Annotated in this window: 23 protein-coding genes and 1 pseudogene; 10 read left to right on the top strand and 14 right to left on the bottom strand. The window is 73.0% G+C overall.

The annotated features are described in order from the left end of the window. Window positions 1–92 precede the first annotated feature (92 nt). From OG553_RS12620 to OG553_RS12610, 3 genes are all read left to right on the top strand, one after another. Window positions 93–335, top strand: a complete 243-nt coding sequence (locus OG553_RS12620) for an SCO4848 family membrane protein (RefSeq protein ID WP_405979086.1) — start codon at window positions 93–95, stop codon at window positions 333–335. Continuing rightward, on the top strand, window positions 332–1,894 hold the full coding sequence (locus OG553_RS12615; RefSeq protein ID WP_405979085.1) for a metallophosphoesterase: 1,563 nt from the start codon (window positions 332–334) through the stop codon (window positions 1,892–1,894). Before OG553_RS12620 ends, OG553_RS12615 begins: the two co-directional genes overlap by 4 nt. A 111-nt stretch (window positions 1,895–2,005) precedes the next feature. Next, window positions 2,006–3,562, top strand: coding sequence for an ABC transporter substrate-binding protein (locus OG553_RS12610; RefSeq protein ID WP_405979084.1), 1,557 nt, complete (start codon window positions 2,006–2,008; stop codon window positions 3,560–3,562). Here OG553_RS12610 and OG553_RS12605 read toward each other — a convergent pair. Then, a complete protein-coding gene (locus tag OG553_RS12605) occupies window positions 3,549–4,082 on the bottom strand; it encodes a MarR family winged helix-turn-helix transcriptional regulator (protein WP_405979083.1) in 534 nt (177 codons plus the stop codon). The two genes, OG553_RS12610 and OG553_RS12605, sit on opposite strands and share 14 nt — an antisense overlap. A gap of 109 nt (window positions 4,083–4,191) precedes the next feature. Between OG553_RS12605 and OG553_RS12600 the strand changes: the two genes are divergently transcribed. Continuing rightward, the gene (locus OG553_RS12600; RefSeq protein WP_405979082.1) at window positions 4,192–5,424 is read left to right on the top strand and encodes an MFS transporter; all 1,233 of its coding nucleotides are present in this window, start codon (window positions 4,192–4,194) and stop codon (window positions 5,422–5,424) included. Window positions 5,425–5,455: 31 nt separating this feature from the next. Here OG553_RS12600 and OG553_RS12595 read toward each other — a convergent pair whose 3' ends face one another. From OG553_RS12595 to OG553_RS12550, 10 genes are all read right to left on the bottom strand, one after another. Further along, entirely contained in the window at window positions 5,456–6,190 is a 735-nt protein-coding gene (locus OG553_RS12595; RefSeq protein ID WP_405979081.1) for a TetR/AcrR family transcriptional regulator, read from the bottom strand. A gap of 11 nt (window positions 6,191–6,201) precedes the next feature. Next, window positions 6,202–6,666, bottom strand: a complete 465-nt coding sequence (locus OG553_RS12590) for a thiol-disulfide oxidoreductase DCC family protein (protein ID WP_405979080.1) — start codon at window positions 6,664–6,666, stop codon at window positions 6,202–6,204. Further along, window positions 6,642–7,061 carry a hypothetical protein gene (locus OG553_RS12585; protein WP_405979079.1) on the bottom strand — a complete coding sequence of 140 codons (420 nt, stop codon included), beginning with the start codon at window positions 7,059–7,061 and terminating at the stop codon, window positions 6,642–6,644. The genes OG553_RS12590 and OG553_RS12585 overlap by 25 nt, the downstream gene beginning before the upstream one ends. 96 nt (window positions 7,062–7,157) lie before the next feature. Continuing rightward, window positions 7,158–9,155, bottom strand: coding sequence for a bifunctional metallophosphatase/5'-nucleotidase (locus tag OG553_RS12580; protein ID WP_405979078.1), 1,998 nt, complete (start codon window positions 9,153–9,155; stop codon window positions 7,158–7,160). Between the two features lie 73 nt (window positions 9,156–9,228). Further along, window positions 9,229–10,401, bottom strand: coding sequence for a serine hydrolase domain-containing protein (locus OG553_RS12575; RefSeq protein ID WP_405979077.1), 1,173 nt, complete (start codon window positions 10,399–10,401; stop codon window positions 9,229–9,231). 139 nt (window positions 10,402–10,540) lie between these two features. Continuing rightward, window positions 10,541–11,299, bottom strand: a complete 759-nt coding sequence (locus OG553_RS12570; RefSeq protein ID WP_125818876.1) for a succinate dehydrogenase iron-sulfur subunit — start codon at window positions 11,297–11,299, stop codon at window positions 10,541–10,543. Further along, window positions 11,299–13,053, bottom strand: coding sequence for a succinate dehydrogenase flavoprotein subunit (gene sdhA / locus OG553_RS12565; RefSeq protein ID WP_405979076.1), 1,755 nt, complete (start codon window positions 13,051–13,053; stop codon window positions 11,299–11,301). The genes OG553_RS12570 and sdhA overlap by 1 nt, the downstream gene beginning before the upstream one ends. 24 nt (window positions 13,054–13,077) lie before the next feature. Continuing rightward, complete coding sequence (locus OG553_RS12560) at window positions 13,078–13,560, bottom strand: succinate dehydrogenase hydrophobic membrane anchor subunit (protein WP_405979075.1); 483 nt, start codon at window positions 13,558–13,560, stop codon at window positions 13,078–13,080. 5 nt (window positions 13,561–13,565) lie between these two features. Beyond that, window positions 13,566–13,946 (bottom strand): succinate dehydrogenase, cytochrome b556 subunit, encoded by a 381-nt coding sequence (gene sdhC / locus OG553_RS12555; protein WP_405979074.1) that lies wholly within the window; start codon window positions 13,944–13,946, stop codon window positions 13,566–13,568. 152 nt (window positions 13,947–14,098) lie between these two features. Further along, complete coding sequence (locus OG553_RS12550) at window positions 14,099–14,719, bottom strand: 2-oxo-4-hydroxy-4-carboxy-5-ureidoimidazoline decarboxylase (protein ID WP_405979073.1); 621 nt, start codon at window positions 14,717–14,719, stop codon at window positions 14,099–14,101. Between the two features lie 328 nt (window positions 14,720–15,047). Between OG553_RS12550 and OG553_RS12545 the strand changes: the two genes are divergently transcribed. Together OG553_RS12545 and OG553_RS12540 are read left to right on the top strand one after the other, a co-directional pair. Then, a complete protein-coding gene (locus tag OG553_RS12545) occupies window positions 15,048–15,797 on the top strand; it encodes an RNA polymerase sigma factor (protein ID WP_405983027.1) in 750 nt (249 codons plus the stop codon). After that, on the top strand, window positions 15,797–16,825 hold the full coding sequence (locus OG553_RS12540; RefSeq protein WP_405979072.1) for a hypothetical protein: 1,029 nt from the start codon (window positions 15,797–15,799) through the stop codon (window positions 16,823–16,825). The genes OG553_RS12545 and OG553_RS12540 overlap by 1 nt, the downstream gene beginning before the upstream one ends. Before the next feature lie 251 nt (window positions 16,826–17,076). On the opposite strand, the gene OG553_RS12535 is transcribed toward OG553_RS12540, so the two are convergent. Next, window positions 17,077–17,925, bottom strand: a complete 849-nt coding sequence (locus OG553_RS12535) for a peptidoglycan-binding protein (RefSeq protein ID WP_405979071.1) — start codon at window positions 17,923–17,925, stop codon at window positions 17,077–17,079. Between the two features lie 168 nt (window positions 17,926–18,093). Here OG553_RS12535 and OG553_RS12530 point away from each other — a divergent pair, with 168 nt between their 5' ends. Both OG553_RS12530 and leuE read left to right on the top strand, forming a co-directional pair. Further along, window positions 18,094–19,689 (top strand): methylmalonyl-CoA mutase, encoded by a 1,596-nt coding sequence (locus OG553_RS12530; protein ID WP_405979070.1) that lies wholly within the window; start codon window positions 18,094–18,096, stop codon window positions 19,687–19,689. 45 nt (window positions 19,690–19,734) lie between these two features. After that, complete coding sequence (gene leuE / locus OG553_RS12525; protein ID WP_405979069.1) at window positions 19,735–20,385, top strand: leucine efflux protein LeuE; 651 nt, start codon at window positions 19,735–19,737, stop codon at window positions 20,383–20,385. Between the two features lie 19 nt (window positions 20,386–20,404). Here leuE and OG553_RS12520 read toward each other — a convergent pair whose 3' ends face one another. Beyond that, on the bottom strand, window positions 20,405–21,748 hold the full coding sequence (locus OG553_RS12520; RefSeq protein WP_405979068.1) for a polysialyltransferase family glycosyltransferase: 1,344 nt from the start codon (window positions 21,746–21,748) through the stop codon (window positions 20,405–20,407). Further along, window positions 21,745–22,746 carry a glycosyltransferase family 2 protein gene (locus OG553_RS12515; RefSeq protein ID WP_405979067.1) on the bottom strand — a complete coding sequence of 334 codons (1,002 nt, stop codon included), beginning with the start codon at window positions 22,744–22,746 and terminating at the stop codon, window positions 21,745–21,747. Before OG553_RS12515 ends, OG553_RS12520 begins: the two co-directional genes overlap by 4 nt. Window positions 22,747–22,901: 155 nt before the next feature. Between OG553_RS12515 and OG553_RS12510 the strand changes: the two genes are divergently transcribed. Both OG553_RS12510 and OG553_RS12505 read left to right on the top strand, forming a co-directional pair. Further along, entirely contained in the window at window positions 22,902–24,482 is a 1,581-nt protein-coding gene (locus OG553_RS12510; protein WP_405979066.1) for a DUF6716 putative glycosyltransferase, read from the top strand. Continuing rightward, window positions 24,386–24,943: pseudogene (locus tag OG553_RS12505) on the top strand (cytidylyltransferase domain-containing protein); the annotation flags it as partial. The gene OG553_RS12510 and the pseudogene OG553_RS12505, both read left to right, overlap by 97 nt. Window positions 24,944–25,113 lie beyond the last annotated feature (170 nt).

The raw sequence follows: 25,113 nt of genomic DNA, 5'->3' as shown, positions 1-25,113 counted from the left end.
CGGACGTCCGGGACCGGCCAACCGGGCCCAACCACCCCCGGTACGGCCCACCCCGGCGCGTCCGTCCTGGGGACGAATCCGATACTGGGGACATGAAACTGAGCCGTACCGCGTCCTGGTTCCTCGCAGCGTTCGGCGCTTGGTCCTGGGTGATCTGGTCCACGTTCGTGAAGAACCTCTTCAATGACGCCAGCGGTCTGGCATTCGACGACGGTCAGCCCACGGCCTACTTCTGGGTCCACCTTCTCCTGGCGGTCACGTCCTTTCTCCTGGGGACCGCCGTTGGTGTGATCGGGTTGCGCAGCGTCCTCGCTCTGCGACGTGAATCGCGATGACCGTGTTTGTGGTGATTGTGGCGGTCGTTGCGGTACTGGCGCTCCTTGCGTTGGTCCACCGGTGGCTGTGGGTCCGCCTGGTCCGCGACACGACCCGTGCGGGCGGGCCGGCACGGAGGGCGGGCACCGTCCTGGCCTTCGCGCTGCCGCTGCTGGCGCTGGCCGCGCTGACGGCGGGCCGGGCGGGCGCGCCGTTCTGGCTGGAGCGGCTGGTGGCGTGGCCGGGGTACATGTGGCTGGCGGTGCTGCTGTATCTCACGATGGCGATGGCCGTGGCGGAACCGATCCGCCGCCTGTGGCTCCGCCGGCTCCCGTCGCCCCCGACTCCTCGATCGCCGGAGGGGCTCGACCCGGCACCCGGGGCGCAGCCCCGGCCCCCGACCGAGCCGGCTGCGCCGGGCGGTGTGGCCGCGGGCCCCGCTCCTCAATCGCCGGAGGGGCTCGATCTGGTGCCCGCCGTTTCCAGCGGGGCGTCCGGGGCGCAGCCCCAGCCCCCGGCGGAGCCGGGCGGGGCGTCCGGGGCGGAGCTCCGGTTGCGGGAAGGGGCGGGTGGGGGAACGGCCCCGCAGGGCCCCGCCTCCGCCGACCGGCCGACCAACGCTCCCGCCCCCGGCGCGCCCGCCCGGGCCGACACCACCGCGCCCGGTCTGGCGACGGCGCCCGGTACCGCCACCGCGGGCGGTCCGGCGACGGAGACGGGTGTCGCCACCGCGGCCGGGACGGCGGCCGGCGTCGCCACTCGGCGGGTGTTCGTGGCGCGGGTGCTCGGTGGGGCGGCTGCCGTGGCCGCGGCCGGGGTCGTGGGGAACGGGACGTACGGTGTGCTCCGCGGCCCCCGCGTGAAGCGGGTGCAGGTGCCCCTCGCCCGGCTGCCGCGCGCCGCGCACGGGTTCCGGATCGCCGTCGTGAGCGACGTGCACCTCGGCCCGGTGCTGGGCCGCGCCCACACCCGCCGCATCGTCGACACCGTCAACCGCACCCAGCCCGACCTCATCGCCATCGTCGGCGACCTCGTGGACGGCGACGTCCGCGACCTCGGCCCGGCCGCCGAGCCGCTGCGCGAACTCCGCGCCCGCCTCGGCTCCTTCTTCGTCACCGGGAACCACGAGTACTTCTCCGGCGCCCAGCAGTGGGTGGACCACGTCCGCGAGCTCGGCCTCACCCCCCTGGAGAACGCCCGCCGCGAGCTGCCCCACTTCGACCTCGCCGGGGTCAACGACGTCCAGGGGGAGAAGGAGGGCAAGGGCCCCGACTTCCGGGCGGCCCTCGGGGACCGGGACCGCGCCCGTGCCTCCGTACTCCTCGCCCACCAGCCGATCGTGATCGACGAGGCGGTCCGGCACGGCGTGGACCTCCAGCTCTCCGGGCACACCCACGGCGGCCAGCTGTGGCCCGGGAAGTACCTGGCCGAGCTGGCGAACCCGACCGTCGCGGGCCTGGAGCGCTACGGGGACACCCAGCTGTACGTGTCCCGGGGCGCGGGCGCGTGGGGGCCGCCGGTGCGGGTCGGGGCGCCGTCCGACATCACCGTCGTCGAACTCGCCTCATACCAGGCCTGACCGGGCCCGACCGGGCATCGCGGGCCTTCCCGCGGCCGATTTTCCGTGGTTCAGTGACCGATAGTCGGAGAGGTCGTTCGGATATCGGACATCGATGGACGGGGTTCGGGGATGCGGTCTGTCCGCTCGAAGGTGATCGCGGCCGGGCTGGTCCTCGGCGCGGCCGGCGTCGGCGCCTGGCAGCTGCTGCCCTCCGACGAGGAGGGCCGCGGCGCCATCCGCGTCGGCACGACCGACGTGGTCTCGGCCCTCGACCCGGCCGGGGCCTACGACGCGGGCTCCTGGGCCCTGTTCGGCAACATCTACCAGTCGCTGCTGACCATCAGGCCCGGCTCCGCCACCCCGGTCCCGGACGCCGCGTCCTCCTGCAAGTTCGTCGGGCAGAAGCTGACCACCTACCAGTGCGAGCTGCGCCCCGACCTGACCTTCTCCAACGGCCGCGCCGTCACGGCGGAGGACGTGAAGTTCTCCTTCGACCGCATCAAGCAGATCAACTCCGACCAGGGGCCGGCCCCGCTCTTCACCGGCCTCCAGTCGGTCAAGGCCGAGGGCCGCACGGTCACCTTCAACCTCTCCTCCCGCGACGCCACCTTCCCCTTCAAGATCGCCACGGGCGCCGCCTCGATCGTCGACAAGGACCGTTACCCGGCCAAGGCGCTGCGCGAGGACGGCAAGGCCGACGGCTCGGGCCCGTACACCCTGGCCGGGTACCGCCCGCGCACCAGCGCCGAGCTGCGGCCCAACCCGGCGTACAAGGGGCAGGGCGGCCCCGCCCGGGCGCTGGTCACCGTCCGGTACTTCAAGGACTCCGCGCAGCTCGACAAGGCCTGGCGGGACCACGAGGTCGAGGTGGCGCACCGGGACATGCCCCCGGCGGTGCTCGCGGGCCTCAACCCGGGCCTGAAGGACACCCGCTACCAGGCCACCGGCGGCACGGAGACCCGTAACCTCGTCTTCAACGTCCGCCCGGGGTCGGCGGTGGAGAAGCCGGCCGTGCGCCAGGCCGTGGCGGCCGTACTGGACCGCTCCAAGATCGCCGGGGACGTCCACAAGGGCACGGTCACCCCGCTCTACTCCCTGGTCCCGGCGGGCGTTCCGGCGCACAGCACGCCCTTCTTCGACGCGTACCCCGCGCCCAACGGCACGACCGCCCGCAAGCTCCTGCGCGACGCAGGGACCACCGCGCCCGTCACCGTCACCCTCGGGGTGAACGCGCGCGGCGCGAACCTCGCCGAGGCCGAGGAGATCAAGCGGCAGCTGGAGTCGACGAACCTGTTCCAGGTGAGGATCAAGTCCGTCGACGCCTGGGAGGACTTCCAGAAGGCCTACGCGGCCGGGCAGTTCGACGCCTACACGATCGGCTGGATCGCCGACTTCCCGGACGCGGACAACTTCCTCGCGCCGCTGGTCGGCCGGGACTCCAGCATGAACAACGGCTTCTCCGACAAGTACGTCGACGAGCTGATCACCCGCACCCAGGCCCACTCCGAGCGCGCCGAGGCCGCCGCCGACTTCCGCGAGCTCCAGCGGGTGGTGGCCCAGCAGGTGCCGATGCTGCCGATCTGGCAGAAGAAGGACTACGTGCTCTCCCGGGAGGCCGTCACCGGCTCCCAGTTCCTCTCCGACGGCACGGGCGTGTGGCGGCTGTGGGAGCTCAACTGGCTGTAGGGGGCGCGAGGGTGTCCCCGTGCGCCAGCAGCAGGGTGCGCAGGGGGCCGGCCAGCGCTTCGCAGGTCTCCCGGTCGAGGGGGGCCAGCAGGCGCGCGTAGTGCCCCAGGTGCTGCTCCATGACCGTGTCGGCCAGGGTGGCGCCCGCCTCGGTCAGCCGGATGCGGACCGAGCGGCGGTCGGCCTCGTCGCGGACCCGCTCGACCAGGCCCTTGGCCTCCATCCGGTCGATCCGGTTGGTGATCGCGCCCGAGGTCACCATGGCGGCCGGGATCAGCGCGCCGGCGGTCAGCGCGTACGGGGGGCCCGACCGGCGCAGGCTGACCAGGACGTCGAACTCGCCGACCTCCAGGCCGTGCTCGGCGGTGAAGGTCTTGAGGTACTTGTCGATGATCCGGTTCATGCGCTGGATCCGGGCCAGGACGTCGACGGGCCACAGCGCCTCCGCGAGGTCGGGGCGCTCCTTCTCCCACTCGCCGACGATCGTGGCCACGATGTCCTGAGCGTTGTCCTCTTCCATGCCCCGAGAATACCTCAACGTTAAGACACTTGACGTTGAGGCAGTCTCTCTGTTTTTATCTCAACGTTGAGATTGTCAAGGTTCAGAGATGAAGGGGAGTGGGTCGTCCATGACGGTCACCGCCACCACCAGCAGCAGGACCGGGGCGCCGGCGGCCGCCGCCGGCCGGACGCCCGTCCCGGTCCTCTGGCTCGCCCTGCTGGCCACCCCCGTCGCCGCCGGGGCCAACGCGCCGGTGCTGATCCTCCCCGACATGGCCCGCTCGCTCGGCGTCGCCGACGCCACCGCCGCCTGGCTGCTCACCGCCTTCGGCTGGGCCATGGCCACCGGCACCCCGCTCATGGCCGGACTCCTGCGCCGCCGGGGCCTGGCCGCGGTGCTCCGCCTCGCCGCCGCCCTCGTCCTGGGCGGCACCCTGCTCGTCGCCGTCTCCCCCTGGCTCCCGCTCACCCTCCTCGGCCGCTGCGCCCAGGCCGCGGGCGGCGCCGGACTGGTCGCGGCGGCGATGAGCCTCGCCGGTACCGCCCGCCGGATGGGCGTCATCAGCGCCGGCTTCGGCATGCTCGGCGCGGCCGGCCCGCTGCTCGGCCGGACCCTCGCGGACGGCGCCTCCTGGCGGCTCGCCCTCGCCGTCCAGGCCGGCGCCCTGCTGGCGGTCCCCGCCGTGCTCCGGCACGCCGGGAGCGGGACCGCACCGGACCCCGCGGGCCGCTTCGACGGGCGCGGCGCCGCCCTGCTGACCGCCCTCGCCACCGCCCTGGTGCTGCTGCCGACCCAGCCCCTCGCCGCCCTCGCCGGCGCCCTGGCCGCCGCCGTGCTGCTCACCCTGCACGTGCGCCGCCGCCCCGACGGGTTCGTGCCCACCGCGCTGCTGCGCCGGCCCGTCTTCGTGGTCTCGGCCCTGCTCGCGCTGGTGCTGTCGACCTCCTACTTCACCCTGCTCTTCGCGGCGCCCCGGCTGCTCGCCGACCGGGCCGGCTGGGACGCGGCCTCCGCCGGGACCGGGCAGCTGGTCGCGCTGCTGGCCGGGGCCGCCCTGTCCTGGCTGCTCGCCGCCGCCTCGGCCCGGATGGGCCGCGCGGCCGTCCGTACGGTCCTCGTCGCGGCCGGCGCCACCGCCGCGCTCATCGGGGTCTTCGCGGACTCGGGCCTCCTGCTGGTCCTGGCCACCGGGGTGGGCGTGTTCACCGCCACCGCCGCGAACGCGGTCCTGTCGACCCACGCCGTCTCGGCCGCGCCCGACGAGGCCCACCGGCCCGGCGCCATCGGCCTCTTCACCCTCTGCTACCAGCTGGGCGGGGCCTTCGGCCCGGCGGTGGCCACCCTCCTCGTCCTGGGCTGAGACGGCCCCCGCCGCCCCTGCCCCCGGACCCTCACTCCTCGCCGGGGTGGGGGTCCGAGGCGCGCCTGCCGCCGCGCGCGGCCGCCGTCTGGGCCATGCCCGGCAGGAAGTCCGCGAACAGCTCGTGCACCTCGCGCACCAGCGGGCGCAGCACCCGGAACCGGGCCAGCACGATGCCCCGCGTGGTCAGCTGGGCGCCGCGCTCGGCGAGCCGCCGCGTCTTCTCGCTGCCGGGGGAGCGGTCGAAGACCCAGTACAGGACCAGGCCCATCTGCGAGAGCCACATCAGCTCCGGCAGCACGTCGGCCAGTTCGGCCGGCACCTTGGTCTTCGCCCCGGCCAGCACCTCGCGGTGGATGCCGATGGCCGCCTTGCGCGCCGGCTCCGACTCCACCGAGAAGGGACTGAGCGGACTCTCCGGATCCGCCGCGTTCTTGAAGAACTGGGAGGCGAACTCGTGGTAGGGCTCCGCGATGTCCAGCCAGCTCGTCAGCACGCCGGCCAGCCGCTTCTGGAGATCGGCCTCCTGGTCCAGGACGGGCCGCACCGCCGCCTGGTGGGCCGCGCCGATCCGGTCGTAGAAGCCCTGGACGAGGTGCTCCTTCGACTCGAAGTAGTAGTACGCGTTGCCGACCGAGACACCCGCCTCCTTGGCGATGCCCCGCATGGTCGTCTTGTCGAACCCGCGTTCCTGGAAGAGCCGGAGGGCGGTTTCGAGGATGAGCGTGCGGGTCTGCTCGCTCTTGGGCGCCTTCTGATCTGTCACGGTGTCCGACCTTATCGGGGCGCGGAGCAGTGATCGTCACAGGCCGGTTCCCCGGACTCCGCTTCGGAATTGGTACGTACCGCGTGCCGGACGGCGGCGGCGGTGTTCATGGCCGCCCCGGCGAAGGGGCGGCCCGCCGGGGTGGCGAGCCATTCGGCCTTCGAGCGGTGCTCGGCGAGCGCCCAGAGGCAGACGATGAAGGCGTCCGTGCCCCGCCACACCTGGCCTCCGTCCCCGACGACGGTGATCTCGCGCAGCGTCTCGGAGTGCGCCAGCTTCGGGAACTTCCGCCAGGCCTCGGCGGAGGCGGCCGGCACCAGCCGCAGCGGGACCAGCTGCCGCTGCCTGATCAGCCAGTTCCGGATGGCGGTGCACACGGGGCAGTCGGCGTCGTAGAGGACGGTCAGGTACCGGACGCCGGGCCCGGCCTCCCGCGCGGCCCGCGCCACGCTCAGGCCCCGGCCGGCGCGGTCCACCCCTGGGGGGCGACCGGCGGCACGGGCGGCAGCTGCGCGGCCTGCCGCTCCATGATCCCGCGGCGGCGCATCCGGCTCAGCACCCACACGTTGCCGAGGTGCATGACGCCGAGGACCAGCAGGACGACGCCGAGCTTGACCGACAGCGCCTCGAAGAGGCCGCGGGCTTCGAGGACCGTCTCGCCCGAGCGCAGGTACAGGGTCACGAAGCCGATGTTGACCAGGTAGAAGCCGACCACCAGGAGGTGGTTGACGGCGTCCGCGAGCTTCTCGTTGCCCTGGAGGACGTCGGCGATGAAGACGCGGCCGTTGCGGCTGAGCGTACGGGCGACCCAGACGGTCAGGCCGATGCTGATGAACAGGTAGATGACGTACGCGACCACGGTGAGGTCCATTGCCCCAGCCCCCTTGAACGTGTTCAAATCCTGGCAGGACTGACTGTAGACCTGTTTTTGAACAGGTTCAAGGGTTCTCTGTGGGCGGCGGTGTGCTCAGCAGGGCGGCCGGAACCCCCCGGGCGTCGCGGGCGGGCGGTCCGCCGCGACGAGGGCCGCCTCCGGCCGGGGCATCGGGGAGCCGTCCGCCAGCAGGTACGGGCCCGGCTCCAGGACGGTGCCCACATCGGCGCCGCGCCGGGCCGTGTTCGCGGCCGTCACCCGGTTCAGCGGCGCGGGGGCGAGGGTCTGCCTCTCGCGGACGTACGCGACGAAGCTCTCGAAGTCGCGCTGGTGGCGGTACGGGGCCTGGAACCCGCGCAGCGCGGCGTACCCGTCGTACGCCAGGAACGTGTACGAGGGGGCCGCGAGCCGGTAGCTCCGGGCCGGTTCGAGCGGGACGCCGTCGACGAACACGTCCGCCGGGCCGACCCGGTCGCCGACCGCGCCCCGGGCGTCGAACGTGTAGCGGACGTTCCCGGACACGGCCAGCGGCGCGAAGAGCAGCTCGCCGCTCGCCGCCGTCGTCCACTGCTGCTCCAGGGCGTCGTGGATCTGCTGCCCCGTCACCGTCGCGCTGACGACCGGGTCGCCGAAGCCGACGGCCCGCCACGCCCGGCCGAAGGTGACCGCCCCGCCGGAGGCGGCGTCGCGCGGCAGGTCCCCCGCGATGACCGCCTGACCCACCCGGGGCGCGGCCGCGACCAGCGCCAGCTGGGCCGGCACGTTGGGGTGGACGTTGGCGTCGTTCTCCGGGTCGGACGGCCTGCGGCCCGCCCACAGCGCCCAGTCGGCGACCAGGTCGCCCATGGTGGACTCGCCGGCAGTGTTGCGCGTACGCGAGAACGAGCCGGTCTGCCGGCCGATGCGGGTGGCGTCCCGCGCGGCGGCCTGCCCGGCCCAGTAGTCGACCACCGCCTTGAGGGCCGGATCGGGGGCGACGTCGCGGGTGTTGGGGTGGTTGACGGACACGGTCAGCTCCCGGACCACCCTGCCGGTCGCCGGGTCGAGGCGGAGGCTGATCTCGTTGATCAGCTGGCCGTGGCAGCCCGCCTCGACGAAGGGGCGGGGAACGCCGTCGGGGTCGGGGACCATCATGTTGAACCGGGTGTGCCAGTGCCCGGTGACGATGGCGTCGATGTCGGGGGAGACCCGCAGCGCCAGGTCCAGGGCCGGACCGGAGGGGTCGGCGCCGCTGTTGAAGTCGGCCCCGGCCACCGCCCCGTCGTGGACGCTGAGCACGATGGCGCCCACGCCCTGGGCCTTGAGCAGGGCCGCGTACCGGTCCGCGGTGGCGACCTCGTCGAGGGTGGCGAGCCCCGGCTGGTAGGAGCCGGGCATCAGCTCGGTGCCGAGGGCGGTCAGGTGGATGAACCCGATCCGCAGCTCCTGGCCGGCCGCGGTGCGGACCGTCTCGACGTTGTACGCGGGCAGCACCGTCCGCCCGTCGGCACCCCAGACCACGTTGGCGCTGTGGTACCGGAAGTCGGCGCCGTGGAAGCGGGCGCCGGAGGAGTCGGTGAAGGAGGCGTCCCGGCCCTCGACGGGGAACGGCACGCCCTGCTCCATGTGCCGCCGCAGCATGGCGGGGGACTTGTCGAACTCGTGGTTCCCGGCGGTCGCGAAGTCGAGCCCCATCCTGTTGAGGGCCTCGATGGTGGGCTCGTCGGCGAAGGCGGCGGCGTCGAACTCCCAGCCCGCGAAGGCGTCCCCGGGGGTGAAGAAGAAGGAGTTGGCCCGCCCGTCCCGGAGCCGGGCGAGGTGTGCGGCCATGTACGCGACCCCGCCGACGGTGTACGTCCGGCCGCCGTTGCCGCTGATCACGGCGTTGCCGCCGGGAGCGCCCTGGAGGTAGCCGTGCAGGTCGGTGATGTTGAGGAGCTGTACGTCCACGTACTCGGCGGCGGTGGCGGCGTCCCGTGCGTGTGCGGTGGCGTGGGCGGGGACCCCCGTGGCGAACGTGGCGGCGACGGTCCCCAGGGCGGTGAGGAACGTCCGCCGCCCGAGGTGGTGCGAACTCCGGTCCGGACATGCGGTCTTGGCGAGCCTCGTCACATCCGGTCATGCTCCCGCGCCGGGCCGCCCGTGTCGACGTGCCGTGGCGCGGCTTCACTCCTCCGTGGCGGGATCAGAAGGCCGCGCCGGCGATCTTGAAGATGTGGTCCCGCTCCGTCAGGCCGTCCTCCTTCTTCTGGGGGCTGCGGTTCGTCGGGTTGAGGGAGTAGACCAGCACCCGGCTGCGGTCCTCGTTGATGAAGAGCCCGCTGGTGTAGCCGTCGTACGAGCCGGTCTTGCCCCAGACCCAGGTACCCGGGCCGAGCTCCCAGTGCTGGAGCCCGCCCCGGCTGAAGGTGCGGGTCCCCTCGAAGCCCGGGACCGCCTCGGTCAGCAGCTTCTGCTGCGCGGGCTCCAGCAGCCGGCCGTTCATCAGGGCGGTGAAGAACCGGTCCAGCTCGGGGGCGTTGGAGATCATCCCGCCCTCCGCCCAGGCCCACGGGCTCTGCCGGGAGTTGTCGACGAGCTCGCCGGTGCCCTTCCCGGAGGCGTCCCACAGGGCCCGGGTGTGCGGGGCCGGGAGCGACCGGTCGTCGGCGGCGGGCACGTAGGTGTGGCGCAGCCCCAGCGGCCGGGCGATGCGGCGCTGCACCTCCTCGGCGTACGTACGGCCGGTCGTCTTCTCGATGGCCATGCCGAGCAGCAGGTAGTTCAGGCCGTTGTACTGCTGCTTGGACCCCGGTGCGGGCTGCCACGCACCGGCCGCCCGCACCGAGTCGGAGACGGCCGAGGCCGGAGTGGTGCCGGGGCCCGGCGTAACCGGCTTGGGCAGGTCGCTGGTGTGGCTCAGCAGCTGCCCGATCGTGATCGGGGCCCAGTCGGCGGGCAGGGCGCCCGGCAGGACCTGCTGGACGGGGGTGTCCAGGCCCAGGCGGCCCTCCGCGACCAGCTGGAGCGTCACCGTCGAGGTGAACACCTTGGTGACGCTGCCGATCCGGAAGTTCGCGTCGGCCGACGGCACCGTGGGCCCGGCCGCCCCGCTCCAGCGGCCGTCCTTGCCGCTCACCCGGGCCAGGGCTCCGCTGACGGCCACGTCCGGGAGCCCGTCGAGGGAGTCCTGGAGGGCGGCGCGGTCCAGCCGGTCGTGGGTGTGAACGACGCCGGTGACAGGGGCGCCGGCGGGCCGCTCGGCGGCGGAGGCCACGGCGGGCAGGGTACCGGCGCCGATGGCGGCGAGCGCCACGCCGGCGGCGATCGCGGTCGCCCAACGGGCCTTGCGGGAAGCGGAGTTCGCGGGGTTCGTCATGCCCGTAAGCCTGCCGTGCGGAAGATCGCCGGACCATCGGGACCACCCCTGACCCGACCCTGAGGCACCCCCGAACGCACCCGAGGCCCGCACCCCTGAACGGGGTGCGGGCCTCGGGCTCGGGCTCAGCCGGAAGGGATCAGAAGCGGCGCGTGATCAGGGCGCGCTTGACTTCCTGGATCGCCTTCGTGACCTCGATGCCACGCGGGCACGCGTCGGTGCAGTTGAACGTCGTGCGGCAGCGCCACACGCCGTCCTTGTCGTTCAGGATCTCCAGCCGCTGCTCGCCGGCCTCGTCGCGCGAGTCGAAGATGAAGCGGTGGGCGTTGACGATCGCCGCCGGGCCGAAGTACTGGCCGTCGTTCCAGAACACCGGGCACGAGGACGTGCACGCGGCGCACAGGATGCACTTGGTGGTGTCGTCGAAGCGCTCGCGGTCCTCGGCGGACTGCAGGCGCTCACGCGTCGGCTCGTTGCCCTTGGTGACCAGGAACGGCATGACGTCGCGGTACGCCTGGAAGAAGGGCTCCATGTCGACCACGAGGTCCTTCATCACCGTGAGGCCCTTGATGGCCTCGACGGTGATCGGCTTCTCCGGGTTGATGTCCTTGATCAGCGTCTTGCAGGCGAGCCTGTTCTTGCCGTTGATCCGCATCGCGTCGGAGCCGCAGATGCCGTGCGCGCACGAGCGGCGGAAGGTCAGCGTGCCGTCGAGGTCCCACTTGATCTTGTGGAGACCGTCGAGCACGCGCTCCTTCGGGTCGATCTCGATCTGGAAGTCCTGCCACTCCGCCTCGGCCGAGACCTCGGGGTTGAAGCGGCGGATCCGGAAGGTGACCGTGATGTTGTGCGAGGCCGCGGCCTCGGCCTCGACCTTGTCCAGGGTGGGGGTGGCCATCAGTACTTACGCTCCATCGGCTGGTAGCGGGTGACGACGACGGGCTTGTAGTCCAGGCGGACGGAGTCCTTGCCGTCGGCGTCGACCTCGCGGTACGCCATGGTGTGGCGCATGAAGTTGACGTCGTCGCGGTTCGGGTAGTCCTCGCGGTAGTGACCGCCGCGGGACTCCTTGCGCGCCAGGGCGGACACGGCCATGACCTCGGCCAGGTCGAGCAGGTTGCCCAGCTCGATGGCCTCCAGCAGGTCCGTGTTGAAGCGCTTGCCCTTGTCCTGGACGGACACGTTCTTGTAGCGCTCGCGCAGCTCCGCGATCTTCTCGACCGCGGTCTTGATGGTCTGCTCGGTGCGGAACACCATCACGCACGCGTCCATCGTCTCCTGGAGCTCCAGGCGCAGGTCGGCGACCCGCTCCTTGCCCGTGGAGTTGCGCAGGTGCTCGACCAGGTCGGCGACCTGCTGCGCCGGGTTCTCCGGCAGCTCGACGAAGTCGTTCTCCTGCGAGTACTTCGCCGCGGCGATGCCGGAGCGCTTGCCGAAGACGTTGATGTCGAGCAGCGAGTTGGTGCCCAGGCGGTTGGCGCCGTGCACCGACACGCACGCGACCTCGCCGGCCGCGTACAGGCCCGGGACGACGGTGGTGTTGTCCGACAGGACCTCACCCTCGACGTTGGTCGGGATGCCGCCCATGGCGTAGTGCGCGGTGGGCTGGATCGGGATCGGGTCCGTGTAGGGCTCGATGCCGAGGTAGGTGCGCGCGAACTCCGTGATGTCCGGGAGCTTCGCGTCGAGCTGCTCCGGCGGGAGGTGCGTCAGGTCCAGGTACACGTGGTCGCCGGCGGGGCCGCAGCCGCGGCCCTCGCGGATCTCCGTGTAGATGGAGCGCGAGACGACGTCACGGGACGCGAGGTCCTTCATGACCGGCGCGTACTTCTCCATGAAGCGCTCGCCGTCCTTGTTGCGGAGGATGCCGCCCTCACCGCGGGCGCCCTCCGTCAGCAGGATGCCCATGCGCCAGATGCCCGTCGGGTGGAACTGGAAGAACTCCATGTCCTCCAGCGGCAGGCCGCGGCGGTAGCAGGCCGCCTGGCCGTCACCCGTCAGGGTGTGCGCGTTGGAGGTCACCTTGAAGAACTTGCCGGTGCCGCCGGAGGCGTAGATGACGGCCTTGGCCTGGAACACGTGGATCTCGCCGGTGGCGAGCTCGTACGCGACCACACCGGCCGACTTCTTGACGCCGTCCTCCTCGACCAGGAGCTGGTCCAGGACGTAGAACTCGTTGAAGAACTCCACGCCCTCCTTGACGCAGTTCTGGTACAGCGTCTGGAGGATCATGTGGCCCGTGCGGTCCGCGGCGTAGCAGGACCGGCGGACCGGCGCCTCGCCGTGGTTGCGGGAGTGGCCGCCGAAGCGGCGCTGGTCGATGGTGCCGTCCGGGGTGCGGTTGAACGGCAGGCCCATCTTCTCGAGGTCGAGGACCGCGTCGATGGCCTCCTTCGCCAGGATCTCGGCGGCGTCCTGGTCGACCAGGTAGTCACCGCCCTTGACCGTGTCGAAGGTGTGCCACTCCCAGTTGTCGTCCTCCACGTTGGCCAGCGCGGCGGCCATGCCGCCCTGCGCGGCGCCCGTGTGGGAGCGGGTGGGGTAGAGCTTCGTCAGCACGGCGGTGCGGCTGCGCTTCGTCGACTCGATGGCGGCGCGCATGCCCGCGCCACCTGCGCCGACGATGACGGTGTCGTACTTGTGGATCTTCATCTTGTTTCGCCTCAGCCCCGTTGCCTAGCGGATGTTCGGGTCGAAGGTGAAGATCACCAGCGTGCCCAGAAGGATGGTGAACACCGTGGCGGTGTAGAGCAGGCCCTTCAGCCACAGCCGCGTGTTGGCACGCTCCGCGTAGTCGTTGATGACGGTACGCAGGCCGTTGGAGCCGTGCAGCATGGCCAGCCACAGCATCAGCAGGTCCCAGACCTGCCAGAACGGGGACGCCCAGCGGCCGGCCACGAAGGCGAAGCCGATCTTGGAGACGCCGCCGTCCAGCACCAGCTGGATCAGCAGGTGGCCGATGACGAGGACGACGAGCACGATGCCCGAGAGGCGCATGAAGAGCCACGCGGCCATCTCGAAGTTGCCGCGGGTCGAGCGCGGGGTCTTCCCCGTGCGCTTGCGCGGGGCCTCGATGTACGGCGCCGGGTTGTCGGTGTCGTAGAGGGAAACGCCCTCCACGTCGCCGATCGCCTGGGCGGAAGAAGTGTCAGAAGACATGCGTGTCACTTCCCGAACAGTTCGAGGTAGGCGTGGCCGAGAACGGGGTACAGGGCCCCGATCATCAGCACGATCCAGATACCCACGACCCACCAGAGCATCGACTTCTGGTGACGCGGGCCCTTGGACCAGAAGTCCACGGCGATGACACGGAGACCGTTGAGCGCGTGGAACAGGATTGCGGCGACGAGGCCGTACTCCAGCAGCGCGACGATCGGAGTCTTGTAGGTAGCCACGACATCGTCGTACGCCTCGGGGGAGACGCGGACGAGAGCGGTGTCGAGGACGTGTACGAACAGGAAGAAGAAAATGAGGACGCCGGTGACTCGATGAGCCACCCAGGACCACATTCCTTCCCGGCCGCGGTACAACGTTCCAGCCGGCACGGAAAACCCTCCGGAAGCGGGGCGGGGGCCAGCCGGCTTCTTTGTCGGTCGGGCCCGGCCGGGTACGGTCCACCGGCCCCGGACATCGTAGCGACGCTTCGTCGGTTCCCTCGCCCGGGGTCCGTCGGTGTGATCAAACAGGCACGGACGGGCTATCCCACAGGGGCAAATAGCCCGAAATCGGCAGCAGGCAGACCGTCGTCCGGGTCCCAGGGCCGCGCACCGGCGAGTCGGTCCAGCAGCCGGAGGGTCCGGGAGCGCGCGACCAGGCGCAGTTCCTCGGCGGAGATCGAGCGCTCCTCGTCGATCTCGTGAGCCATCCTCCGGCGGATCGCGGCCAGCAGCTGGTCCACCTGCTCCTCCGGCGGGTGCCCGTCCAGGCAGATCACGAAGGCGTGCCCGAAGGTCCGCTCGTACTCCGCCCGCGCCGCGTCGAGGGCGAGGAGCGCGGCGTACGGGGCGCCCTGGCCCAGCTCGGCCGAGGACTCCCGGGCCAGCGCCTCGGAGAGGTCGCCCTGGGAGAGGTCGTACGAGGCCTCCTCGCCGGCCGCGAGGAGGGCGGCGGTGTCCGGGTAGGGGCGGTGGGCGGCCACCCGGTGGGCCCAGCGCCCGCTGCCGCAGCAGCGCAGCAGGACGGCTCGGGCGGTCTCGGGCGGCAGGGAGTTGAATCGCGCCAGTCCGGCGCCGGGGGCGGAGGCCGGACCGCGGACCTGTGCCGGAAGATGGCTGGACAGCGGAGTACTCCTCGGGGCGCGGCGCGGGTGTACCGCCACGCTAGCGATCTCGGAGTGGTCGTGCCCTGCTCGAACGGGGATTTCACCCGGAAGTGAGCCGAAAGGATGAGGCCGGGGGGTTTGCCCCGGCTGGAGGGGGGAGGACGACCGAGGCCGCCACCCCCCACAGGAGAGGCCCCGGTCGCCATCCGTCACGGGCTCGTGCGACAAGCCCGTATTCATGTCAGCGTATGGAGTGCGTTTTCTGTCACACCCCGCTCCGCGCAGGGTTGGTTGCTGGTTGTACAACTCGTGGACGAGAGGTACATGAAAGCCGTAACGTGCGGATTTGCGCCACACGTACAGGACGTTGAACGGGTTGGGGACTTTGCTGGGGGACGACGCGGAGCTGACCGCCGCGGTGCTCGCGGCACAGGACGGCGACGAGAGCGCGTTCCGGACTGTGTACCGCGCCGTGCACCCGCGCCTGCTCGGATACGTACGCACGCTCGTCGGGGACGCCGACGCGGAGGACGTGACCTCCGAGGCCTGGCTGCAGATCGCCCGCGACCTCGGCACCTTCACGGGAGACGCCGACCGCTTCCGCGGCTGGGCCGCGCGCATCGCCCGCAACCGGGCCCTCGACCACATCCGCATGCGCGGCCGCCGGCCGGCCGTCGGCGGTGACGAGACCGAGCTGACCGGCCGCGCCGCGGACTCCGACACCTACGGCGAGGCCATGGAGGCCCTGTCCACCGGACGGACCATGAAGCTGATCGCCCAGCTGCCGCAGGACCAGGCCGAGGCCGTCGTGCTGCGCGTGGTCGTCGGCCTGGACGCCAAGAGCGCGGCCGAGACCCTCGGCAAGCGCCCCGGCGCGGTCCGCACGGCGGCGCACCGCGGGCTGAAGAAGCTCGCGGAGCTGCTCAGCGCGGAGTTCGGCCCCGCCGGCGGGGCCGGTGCGGCGGGCGGGACGGAAAACGAAGCGGAACCCCGTGCCCGGGTCGGCCATAATGCCGGGGACCAGGAACGGGAGCGCGATCTCGACGCGGTGCCCGCGCAGCGCGGTCGGGCGGGGGGCCTGGTGGAGCGAACCGGTGTGACGCATTCACGTTGGCGGACGCAGAAGGACATGTGATGGCCGACGAGCACAACGCGTGGCTGGACAGGGCCACGGCGGACGAGCTGCTGCGCGGAGGGACCCCCGGCCCGGTCGGATCCGGTGCCGACCCGCGCGCCCGGGCGGAGGCCGCCCGGATGCGCGCCGCCCTCGACGCCCTGAAGCCCCGCTCAGCCGGGGCAGAACTGCCCGGTGAGGAAGCCGCCCTGGCCGCGTTCCGCGCGGCCCGCGCAGGGGCGCCCGCGACGGCGCCCGCAGTGGCTCCCGCCGCGGCCGGAGCCGGCGTACCCGGGGCCACCCCGGCCGGGGCCGCAGAACCCCTGGTCGACCTGGCGCCGATACCCCCCGTACGGATACCCGCCCAGCGGCGTCCCGTCACCGCCGCGCGGTTCGGGCTGGCGGCCGCGCTGGCCGGAGTCGCCGTCGGCGGGATCGCCGCCGTCGCCGGAACCGGACTGCTGGACCGCGCCGCGCACCTGACGGCGGGCCCCGCCCCGGCCGTCTCGGTCAGCGCCGACTCGGACCCGGCACCCGCCGGGGACACCGCCGGCCCGCCCCTCGTACCGCAGCTGCGGCCGACCCCGTCCCTGGGCGTCGACGGCTTCTCGCACGGCCCGGACGCCTCGCCCACGCCGGGCACGGGCATGCGTACGCTCCCCGACGTCGCGCCCATCCTGCCGGTACCGCCCGGCACGGCCGCCGCGGGCGGTGGCGGTGGCGCGGCGGGCACCGACGGCACCCGCGACAAGTCCACCGGCGGCAGCACCACCGACAGCGGGAAGAACCAGGGCATCGAGGCGGAGAAGCCGCGGCCCCAGGACCTGTGCCGGGACAACAAGGCGAAGAAGCTCGCCGAGGACCGGCGCGAGTACCTCTCCAAGCTCGCCGGCGGCGCCTCGAAGGTCCAGCGCTTCTGCGCGACCCTGCTGGACGGGGCCACGAAGGGCACGGTCCCGCGGAGCGGGGCCGACCAGGGCAGCGCCCCGCTGCCGCTGCCCTCCATGACCCCGCTGACCAGCGGCGGCCTGGGTTTCCGCACTCGCTGAAACGCTTCTTCAAGATTCCCGGGCGGGGGCAGTAACACTTTTCGAACCGCTGACGCAGTACGTAACGAGCCGACTGGTCATCGGCCGCGCACGAGCCGGGGTTCCCCCCGTACCCCTGGGCTCGGCGCACCCGGCGCGGGCGGGGCACGTTCCCCCGGCCCTGCCCGCGCCCCCTCTCTTCTCCGGGACCACCGGATCACCTCTGCGGGACCACCGGATCGCCGGTCCACCGGATCGCCGGTGGGCCGGGCTCACCAGTAGACGACGACCTTGTCGCCCACCTTCACCTGGTCGAACAGCTCCGACAGCTTCTTCTTGTCCCGGACGTTCACGCAGCCGTGCGAGGCCCCGTCGTAGCCGCGGGCCGCGAAGTCGGACGAGTAGTGCACCGCCTGGCCCTGGCTGAAGAACATCGAGTAGGGCATCGACGTGTGGTAGATGGTCGACGTCCACTCCTTCGCCTTCCACTCCACCTGGAACAGGCCCTCGCGGGTCGGCGTGTTCTCCGAGCCGAAGCGCACGTCCATCGTGGAGACGACCTTGCCGTCGATCATCCAGGCCAGGGTGCGGCTCTCCTTGCTGATGCACATCACCCGGCCCTGCATGCAGCGCGGGTCCGGGGCGTCCACCTCGTTGGTGGTCGGCGGGCGCAGCTCGTCATCGGTCGGCTTCTTCGTCAGGCCCTGCACCTTCTGCCAGGTGGCCTCGTCCACCGAACCGGTCGCGGGCAGACCGTGCTGCGACTGGAAGGTCTTGACCGCGGCGGTCGTCTTCGAGCCGTAGAACGCGGTCGGCGCCGTCGACACCAGCTTGAGCTGGCGCAGCCGTGCCTGGAGCTCCCGGACCTGCTCGCTCTCGTCGCCGTTGGCCATGAGCGGCTTGGCGCCCGGGGCGGCCGACGCCGACGGGGCGGAGGCGGACGGCTGCGCGGCCGGGGCGGACGGCGAGGCGGGCTTGTCGTCCTGCTTGGAGGGGGAGCCGGCCGGTGCGGACGGGGCGGCCGGACCGGCCCCGGCGCCCTGGGGACCGCACGCGGTCGCGGCGAGCGCGACGGCTGCGGCCAGGCCGAGCGTGCGGATGAATGCTTTCTTTCGGTGCATGGCGGTTCCCCCGAGTTCAACGTCGTGTACCTAGGTGATGCCTGAAGGGCGTGGACAGTTGCGGACGAACGCGCGATGTTGCCCCATTGTGACCAGGCCGTCGCGGGCTCGGTGCGGTTGTACCAGCCCCGGGGCCCGTCGGCTCCACGGACACGGAGGCACCACCCCATGGCCCGTCCCACGGCACGAACCGAAAGCGGAATCCCCGTCGAACCGGTCTACGGCCCCGACGACCTGACGGGATGGGACCCGCGGACCAGTCTCGGCAGCCCGGGCGAGTACCCCTTCACCAGGGGGATCCATCCCACCATGTACACCGGACGGCCCTGGACCATGCGCCAGTACGCCGGCTTCGGCACCGCCGCCGAGTCCAACGCCCGCTACCGGGCCCTCATCGCGGGCGGCGGGACCGGCCTGTCCGTGGCCTTCGACCTGCCCACGCAGATGGGGCACGACTCCGACGCCCCGCTCGCGCACGGGGAGGTCGGCAAGGTCGGCGTCGCCGTCGACTCCGTCGAGGACGTGCGGGTGCTCCTCGCCGGGATCCCCCTCGACCGGGTCTCCACCTCGATGACCATCAACGCCCCGGCCGCCCTGCTGCTCCTGATGTACCAGCTGGTCGCGGAGGAACAGGGCATCTCGGGCGGGCAGCTGACGGGCACCGTGCAGAACGACGTCCTGAAGGAGTACATCGCGCGCGGCACGTACATCTTCCCGCCCGGCCCCTCGCTGCGGCTGACCGCCGACACCTTCCGCTACTGCCGCGAGCGGCTCCCCCGCTGGAACACCATCTCCGTTTCCGGCTACCACATGGCCGAAGCCGGGGCCTCGCCCGTGCAGGAGATCGCCTTCACCCTCGCCGACGCGATCGCCTACGTCCGCACCGCGCTCGCCGCCGGGATGGAGGTCGACGAGTTCGCGCCCCGGCTCTCCTTCTTCTTCGTCGCCCGGACCACCCTGCTGGAGGAGGTGGCCAAGTTCCGGGCCGCCCGGCGGATCTGGGCCCGGGTGATGCGCGAGGAGTTCGGGGCCCGGAACCCCAGGTCGCTGATGCTGCGCTTCCACACCCAGACGGCCGGGGTGCAGCTGACGGCGCAGCAGCCCGAGCTGAACCTCGTACGCGTGGGCGTGCAGGCGCTGGCCGCCGTACTGGGCGGCACCCAGTCCCTGCACACCAACTCCTTCGACGAGGCCATCGCGCTGCCCACGGAGAAATCGGCCCGCCTGGCGCTGCGCACCCAGCAGGTGCTCGCGTACGAGACGGACGTCCCGCTGACGGTCGACCCCTTCGCCGGGTCCTACGCGGTGGAGCGGATGACGGACGAGGTCGAGGCGGCCGCGCTCGCGCTGATGCGGCGGATCGAGGACATGGGCGGTGCGGTCGCCGCGATCGAGGCCGGGTTCCAGAAGGAGGAGATCGAGGCCAGCGCCTACCGGATCGCCCGCGAGCAGGAGAGCGGGGAGCGGATCGTGGTCGGCGTCAACCGTTTCGCGCTGGAGCGGGAGGAGCCGTACGAACCGCTGCGGGTCGACCCGGAGATCGAGGCCCGCCAGTGCGCCGCACTGGCCCGGCTCAGGGAGGAGCGGGACGCCGGCGCCGTCTCGGCGGCACTGGCGGGGCTGAGGGCGGCGGCGGAGGGGACCCGGGAGAACGTCCTGCCGCCGATGAAGGAGGCCCTGCGGGCGCGGGCCACGGTGGGGGAGGTGTGCGGGGTGCTGCGGGAGGTCTGGGGCAGCTACGAACCGTCCCGGTCCGCCCACTGAAACGGACTGGCGCGACAGGTGTGTCCTCATGGGACACTCCTGCTCATGCTGGGTGTGACAGATCTTCCTACTTATCTCGCCGCCGTCGTGCTGATCGTGCTGCTGCCGGGGCCCAACTCGCTGTACGTGCTCTCCGTCGCCTCCCGGCGCGGGGTCAAGGAGGGCTACAAGGCCGCCTGCGGCGTGTTCACCGGGGACACCGTGCTCATGGTGCTCGCGGCGGTCGGCGCGGGCGCGCTGCTCCAGGCCAGCCCGGTGCTGTTCACCGTGGTCAAGGTGCTCGGCGCCGGCTACCTCGGCTGGCTCGCCGTCGGCATGATGCGGGCCGCCTGGGGCATGTGGCGCAGCCGCCGGGACCGGCAGGAGGAGCTCCTCACCGGGGAGGAGCCGGCCGGTGCGGCCGAGCACCCCTACCGGCGGGCGCTGCTGGTCAGCCTGCTCAACCCGAAGGCCATCCTGTTCCTGCTGTCCTTCTTCGTGCAGTTCGTCGACCCCGGGTACTCCTACCCGGCGCTGTCGTTCCTGCTGCTCGGCACGGTCTCGCAGCTGGTCAGCTTCCTGTACCTGTCCACCCTGATATTCGCGGGCACCCGTCTGTCCGCCGCCTTCCGCCGCCGCAAGCGGCTGTCGGCCGGGGCGACCTCGGCGGCCGGCGTGATCTTCCTCGGCTTCGCCGCGAAGCTCGCCGTCAGCTGAGCCGCCCGAGTCGGCCGACTCAGCCGGTCCTGCCGAGCCTCCTGCCCAGCCCCCTGCGCAGCCGGTGCACGGTGCGCCGGACGGCCGGGCTCCGCGGCAGGAACGACAGCTGCGCCGGGATCCCGCCCGGCAGCCCCAGCGTGGTCAGCCGACGGCGGCCGAAGTAGCGCCGGGCGTGCGGGGTCAGGTGCCGGGCGAGGTGGGCCTCCGCCTCCGCCCGGCGCCCGGCCAGCACCTTCGGCTGCATCGTGAACCCCACCGCCGCGACCAGCCCGGCCAGGTCCGCCGGCGGGTCCTGCGCGGGCCCGTGCAGGTCCGGGACCAGCGCGTCCACCAGCGTCAGCGGGATCCGGTTGCTGTTCTGGTACGGGTCCAGGCGCGCCAGCAGCGCCCCCGTCCCGGTACGCGCCACCGGGATCCCGTACAGCGCCCGCGCCGTCAGCAGCCCGGTCGAGAAGCAGCCCGCCACCAGAGCGGGCCGCAGCCGCTGGTAGAGCACCTCGGCCGGCAGCGGCGCGTCCAGCACCGTCAGCCGCGCCCCGAGCCGCTCCGCCTCGGCCCGCGCCCGCCGCCAGTACGCCGCCGGGGCGCTCGGGTGCGGTTTGAACACCAGCTCGCGGTGGCCCCACTCGAAGGCGCCGCGGACCATGTCGGCGTGCAGCTCCTCCTCCTCGTCGGGGGACATCAGGTCCAGTGCCGACAGGTACTGGCCCAGCAGCAGCGCGGGCGGCTCCTCCTCGCGGGGCTCGTAGCCCCCGGCCGAGGCCTCGGGCAGGTCCGCGAGCTCCGCCAGGACCTTCAGCAGCGCGGGCGCCGGGACCACCTCCCCCCGCACCCCGAACTCCGTCAGCAGCAGCGGCTCCAGCCCCGGCACCAGGTCCGGGTGCAGCACGCGGCGCACCCGCATGCCGATCTGCGGGTCGAGCCGGAAGCGGGTGGGCCCGTACGACATCAGACCGTCGGCGTACACGTCGACCGCCGCCCCCGGGAACAGCCGGCACAGGCTCTGCGCGGGCGGCACCTGGAGGGACTCCACGACCAGTTCGACCCGGTCGTCGCCCAGCCCCCACAGCGCGCGCAGCTGCCGCTCCCACATCGGCACGTCCTCCGGGCGCGGGGCCCAGGTGCTGGGGTGCTGCGGGGCGACGACCGCGTTCCAGTCGAGGACCTCGTCGAAGCGGGTGCGCAGGGCGCCGAACCCGGGCATCGCGTCGAGCCCGGGGGTGATCTCGGGGGCCGGCGAGTGGTTGCTGGTCAGCAGGATCCGCCGGCCGGCCGGCGGGAAGGCGCCCGAGTCGAGGGCGGCGGCGAGGGTGGCCGTCCCGTAGAGCGTGGAGGCGAGGAAGACCTGCGTGACGTTCACGAGCCCGCCCCCGCCACGTGGGCCCCCGCCGTCCGCCGCCGCCGTCGGCGCCGCAGCCCGCGCAGCAGGGCGGAGCGTTCGGCGCCCATCGAGTCGACGACCCGGTCCACTACCGGGGCGGGCATGCGGCCGAGGGCGGCCGCGCTCATGAAGCGGAGTTTTTTCGCCACGACCGGTTCGAACCTCTCACTGGATCCGATGTGGTGCGCGATAATCGCGCAATACGTTCGAACGGCCTTGGGGATCAACAGTTCGTATTCACGGTCGGTCGCCAGATCCGCGAGGACCTGGTCGAATGCGCGAATGAAATCGAGCTGGCGCTCGTCCCCGATCTGCGTCAACGAGGTCGAAATGCCCCGCCGGTAGAACACCCCCGGCAGGCCCACCGCCGCGAAGGAAGCGGCTTCCCGGTGCAGCCGCCAGATCCACGGCCGGTCCTCCGCCGTCCGCAGCCCGTCGGTGAAGTGCAGCAGCCCCCGGTCCAGCAGCCGCCGGTGGTACATCCCCGCCCAGGCGTACGGATAGTCCACCGCCGTGGCCCGCGAGACCGGCAGGATCCCGGCCCGCGGATCGCCCACCACCATCGCGGGCCCGTACGGCACCCGCTGCACGGCCCGGGTCCGGCCCGTCACCTGCACGTGGTCGGTGCGCACGAAGTCGCAGCCGAGCGCCTCGATGGCGGCCAGGGTGCGGGCGAGGTGGCCCGGCGCCAGCCAGTCGTCACCGTCCAGGAAGGCGATGTACTCCCCGCGCGCCGCGTCCAGCCCCGTGTTGCGGGCGGTGGCCAGCCCGCCGTTGCGGTCCCGTCTGAGGTGCACCGCCCCCGGCACCCCGCCGGCCGCCGCCCGCTCCAGCAGCTCGGGCGTACCGTCCGTGGAACGGTCGTCCACCAGCAGGAACTCGAAATCCGCGCGGGCGTTCAGTTCGAGACTCTTCAGGGCATCCGGCGCGTACGTCCGCACGTTGTAGAACGGCACGACAACAGAGAGCTTGAGCACCCGCGAGACAATAGGACGCGCCCCGGCATTCACCGTGGCCCGGACGCGGATTCCATGTGAACGAAACGGGGCGGGCGCGTTAACCCGCGCGCTTTCGCATTTCGTCGACGGGTTGTTAACCCACCGTTGTGCGCTCGTTGGGCCGGACACCGGAAATGGCGAATAGCTTCTGCCGGGTGCCAGTGCCATTCAGAAGCAGCCCGGCCGGTCAACGCATCGCCGTACTCGCCGATTCCGACACACGCTGGAAATGGGGCGCCCTCACCGCCCGCCGCCTCGCCCCCGGGGACCACCGGATCACCGGCTACCTGCTGCGCGGCCGGGCCACCCCCACCGCCCGCCAGCTCGGCGAGGCGGGAGTCGGAGCGGACGCCCCGCCGGCCGAGGTGACCTGCGCCGAGTTCCTCGCCGAGATCGCGGGCGGGCGCGAACGGTACGACGTGGTCGTACTGGCCCTCGTCGGCGGCGCCGTCCAGGCCGTGCTGCACGGCGCCCGCGCCCTGTGGCCGGAACCCGCCGCCCGGCCGGTGTTCGTCACCGGTTACGTCGGCGTCGTCTACGAGAAGCTCGCCGACGGACTGCTGCTCCGGCACGGGGCCGACCTGGTCCTCGCCAACTCCCGCCACGACGCCGACCGCTTCCGTGCCGTCTACGAGGGAGCGGGCGCCGGCCCGGACGCCGTCACCGAGACCGCCCTCCCCTTCCTCGACGGGACTCCGTACGCACCCGCCGGGAACCGCACCCACCGGGTGGTCTTCGCGGTACAGCCCTCCGTGCCGGAGGGCCGCGCCGACCGCGCCTACCTGCTGGGCCGCGCCGCCGGCCACGCACGGCTGCACCCCGACCGCGAGGTGCTGGTCAAACTCCGCAGCCGGCCGGGCGAGCACACCACCCACCTGGAGGAGCACCCCTACCAGCGCCTCGCCGAACGCCTCCCCGGCGGACTCCCGCCCAACTGCCGACTGGTCTACGGGCACATGGGCGAGGTGCTGGACACCGCCGACCTGCTGGTCACCGTCTCCTCCACCGCCGCCCTGGAATCCCTGCACCGGGGCGTCCCGACCGCCGTCCTGACCGACCTCGGCATCCGCGAGGCCCTCGGCAACCAGCACTTCCTCGGCTCCGGCTGCCTGACCTCGTGGGACGAACTGGACGCCGGGCTGCTGCCGCAGGGCGACCCCGCCTGGACAGCGGCCCACGGCGTCCCGGCCCCCCGCCGACCCGCCGCACCCGAACCCGGTGTCCCCGCCCCCGCCGGCCCCGCGCCGGACCCGGCCGGCCGCGCGGCCCGCGTGCCGGACCCGGCCGCCGCCGGCCCCGTCGGTCGCGCGGACACCGCGATGGAACCCGCCGCCGGGGCCCCCGCCGGCCAGGCGGACACCGCGCCGGGCCCGTCCGCCGGGACCCCCGCCGGCCGGGCGGACACCGCACCGGGCCCCGGCCCCGCCGACCCGTACGCCACCGCGCGGCAGCGCCTCGGCGGGCTGCTCGCCGCCGACCGGCTGCCGCCCGTGGACCCGTACTACACGCTCCGCACCGCCCCCGGATACCTCCCCGGGATCCTGGCCCGCCAGCACCTCGCCCCCGACGGCACCCCGCTGCCGGGCGCCGTCCGGCAGGACGGGTCCGCCGCCCGGCGGTGGCTGCGGGGCCACCTGCGCGAGGCCGCCCGGGGCGCCTACCGGCACGGGGTCCAGCGCGTGGCCCCGGTCATCCGCCGGCTGGGCGAGCTGTGAGCCCCCGGGCCGCCGCCGGCCACCGCGGGGTCACCGGCCCCGCCGGGCCCGGCGACCCCGCGACCCACCACGGCGGAACGCCCCGCCGGGTCCTGGCCGTGATCCCGGCCCGCGGCGGGTCCAAGGGGGTGCCGGGCAAGAACACCGCGACCGTCGGCGGGACCCCGCTCGTCGCCCGCGCCGTACGGGCCTGCCTGGCCGCACCCACCGTCACCGACGTGGCCGTCTCCACCGACTCCGGGCCCGTGGCCGCCGCCGCCCGCGCCGCCGGGGCCCACGTGATCACCCGGCCCGCCGCCCTCTCCGGGGACACCGCGAGCAGCGAGGCCGCCGTACTGCACGCCCTGGACGCCTTCGAGGAACTGAACTCCCTCACCGTGGACGTGGTCCTCCTGGTCCAGTGCACCAGCCCCTTCCTCACCACCCGGGACGTCGAGTCCGTCGCCTCCGCCGTGGCCCGCGGCGACGCCGACTCCGCCCTGACCGCCGCCCCCTTCCACGGCTTCCTCTGGCGCCGCGCCGCCGACGGCTCCGGGAGCGGGGTCAACCACGAGGCCGCGTACCGCCCCCGCCGCCAGGACCGCCCCGAGGAACTGCTGGAGACCGGCGCGGCCTACGCCATGACCGCCGC

Source organism: Streptomyces sp. NBC_00158 (genome assembly GCF_045160885.1).
Taxonomy (GTDB): domain Bacteria; phylum Actinomycetota; class Actinomycetes; order Streptomycetales; family Streptomycetaceae; genus Streptomyces.
Note: the sequence above shows the minus strand (reverse complement) of the source record. Positions and strands in the feature narration are given on the sequence as shown.

What these genes read in the sequence shown, in the direction of transcription:
- OG553_RS12615 (WP_405979085.1), top strand. Translation starts at nt 332, where the DNA reads ATGACCGTGTTTGTGGTGATTGTGGCGGTCGTTGCGGTACTGGCGCTC.
- OG553_RS12575 (WP_405979077.1), bottom strand. Translation starts at nt 10,401, where the DNA reads ATGACGAACCCCGCGAACTCCGCTTCCCGCAAGGCCCGTTGGGCGACC.
- OG553_RS12530 (WP_405979070.1), top strand. Translation starts at nt 18,094, where the DNA reads ATGGCCCGTCCCACGGCACGAACCGAAAGCGGAATCCCCGTCGAACCG.
- OG553_RS12610 (WP_405979084.1), top strand. Translation starts at nt 2,006, where the DNA reads ATGCGGTCTGTCCGCTCGAAGGTGATCGCGGCCGGGCTGGTCCTCGGC.
- OG553_RS12620 (WP_405979086.1), top strand. Translation starts at nt 93, where the DNA reads ATGAAACTGAGCCGTACCGCGTCCTGGTTCCTCGCAGCGTTCGGCGCT.
- OG553_RS12535 (WP_405979071.1), bottom strand. Translation starts at nt 17,925, where the DNA reads ATGCACCGAAAGAAAGCATTCATCCGCACGCTCGGCCTGGCCGCAGCC.
- OG553_RS12560 (WP_405979075.1), bottom strand. Translation starts at nt 13,560, where the DNA reads ATGTCTTCTGACACTTCTTCCGCCCAGGCGATCGGCGACGTGGAGGGC.
- OG553_RS12585 (WP_405979079.1), bottom strand. Translation starts at nt 7,061, where the DNA reads ATGGACCTCACCGTGGTCGCGTACGTCATCTACCTGTTCATCAGCATC.
- OG553_RS12510 (WP_405979066.1), top strand. Translation starts at nt 22,902, where the DNA reads ATGGCGAATAGCTTCTGCCGGGTGCCAGTGCCATTCAGAAGCAGCCCG.
- OG553_RS12570 (WP_125818876.1), bottom strand. Translation starts at nt 11,299, where the DNA reads ATGGCCACCCCCACCCTGGACAAGGTCGAGGCCGAGGCCGCGGCCTCG.
- OG553_RS12605 (WP_405979083.1), bottom strand. Translation starts at nt 4,082, where the DNA reads ATGGAAGAGGACAACGCTCAGGACATCGTGGCCACGATCGTCGGCGAG.
- leuE (WP_405979069.1), top strand. Translation starts at nt 19,735, where the DNA reads ATGCTGGGTGTGACAGATCTTCCTACTTATCTCGCCGCCGTCGTGCTG.
- sdhA (WP_405979076.1), bottom strand. Translation starts at nt 13,053, where the DNA reads ATGAAGATCCACAAGTACGACACCGTCATCGTCGGCGCAGGTGGCGCG.
- OG553_RS12600 (WP_405979082.1), top strand. Translation starts at nt 4,192, where the DNA reads ATGACGGTCACCGCCACCACCAGCAGCAGGACCGGGGCGCCGGCGGCC.
- OG553_RS12540 (WP_405979072.1), top strand. Translation starts at nt 15,797, where the DNA reads ATGGCCGACGAGCACAACGCGTGGCTGGACAGGGCCACGGCGGACGAG.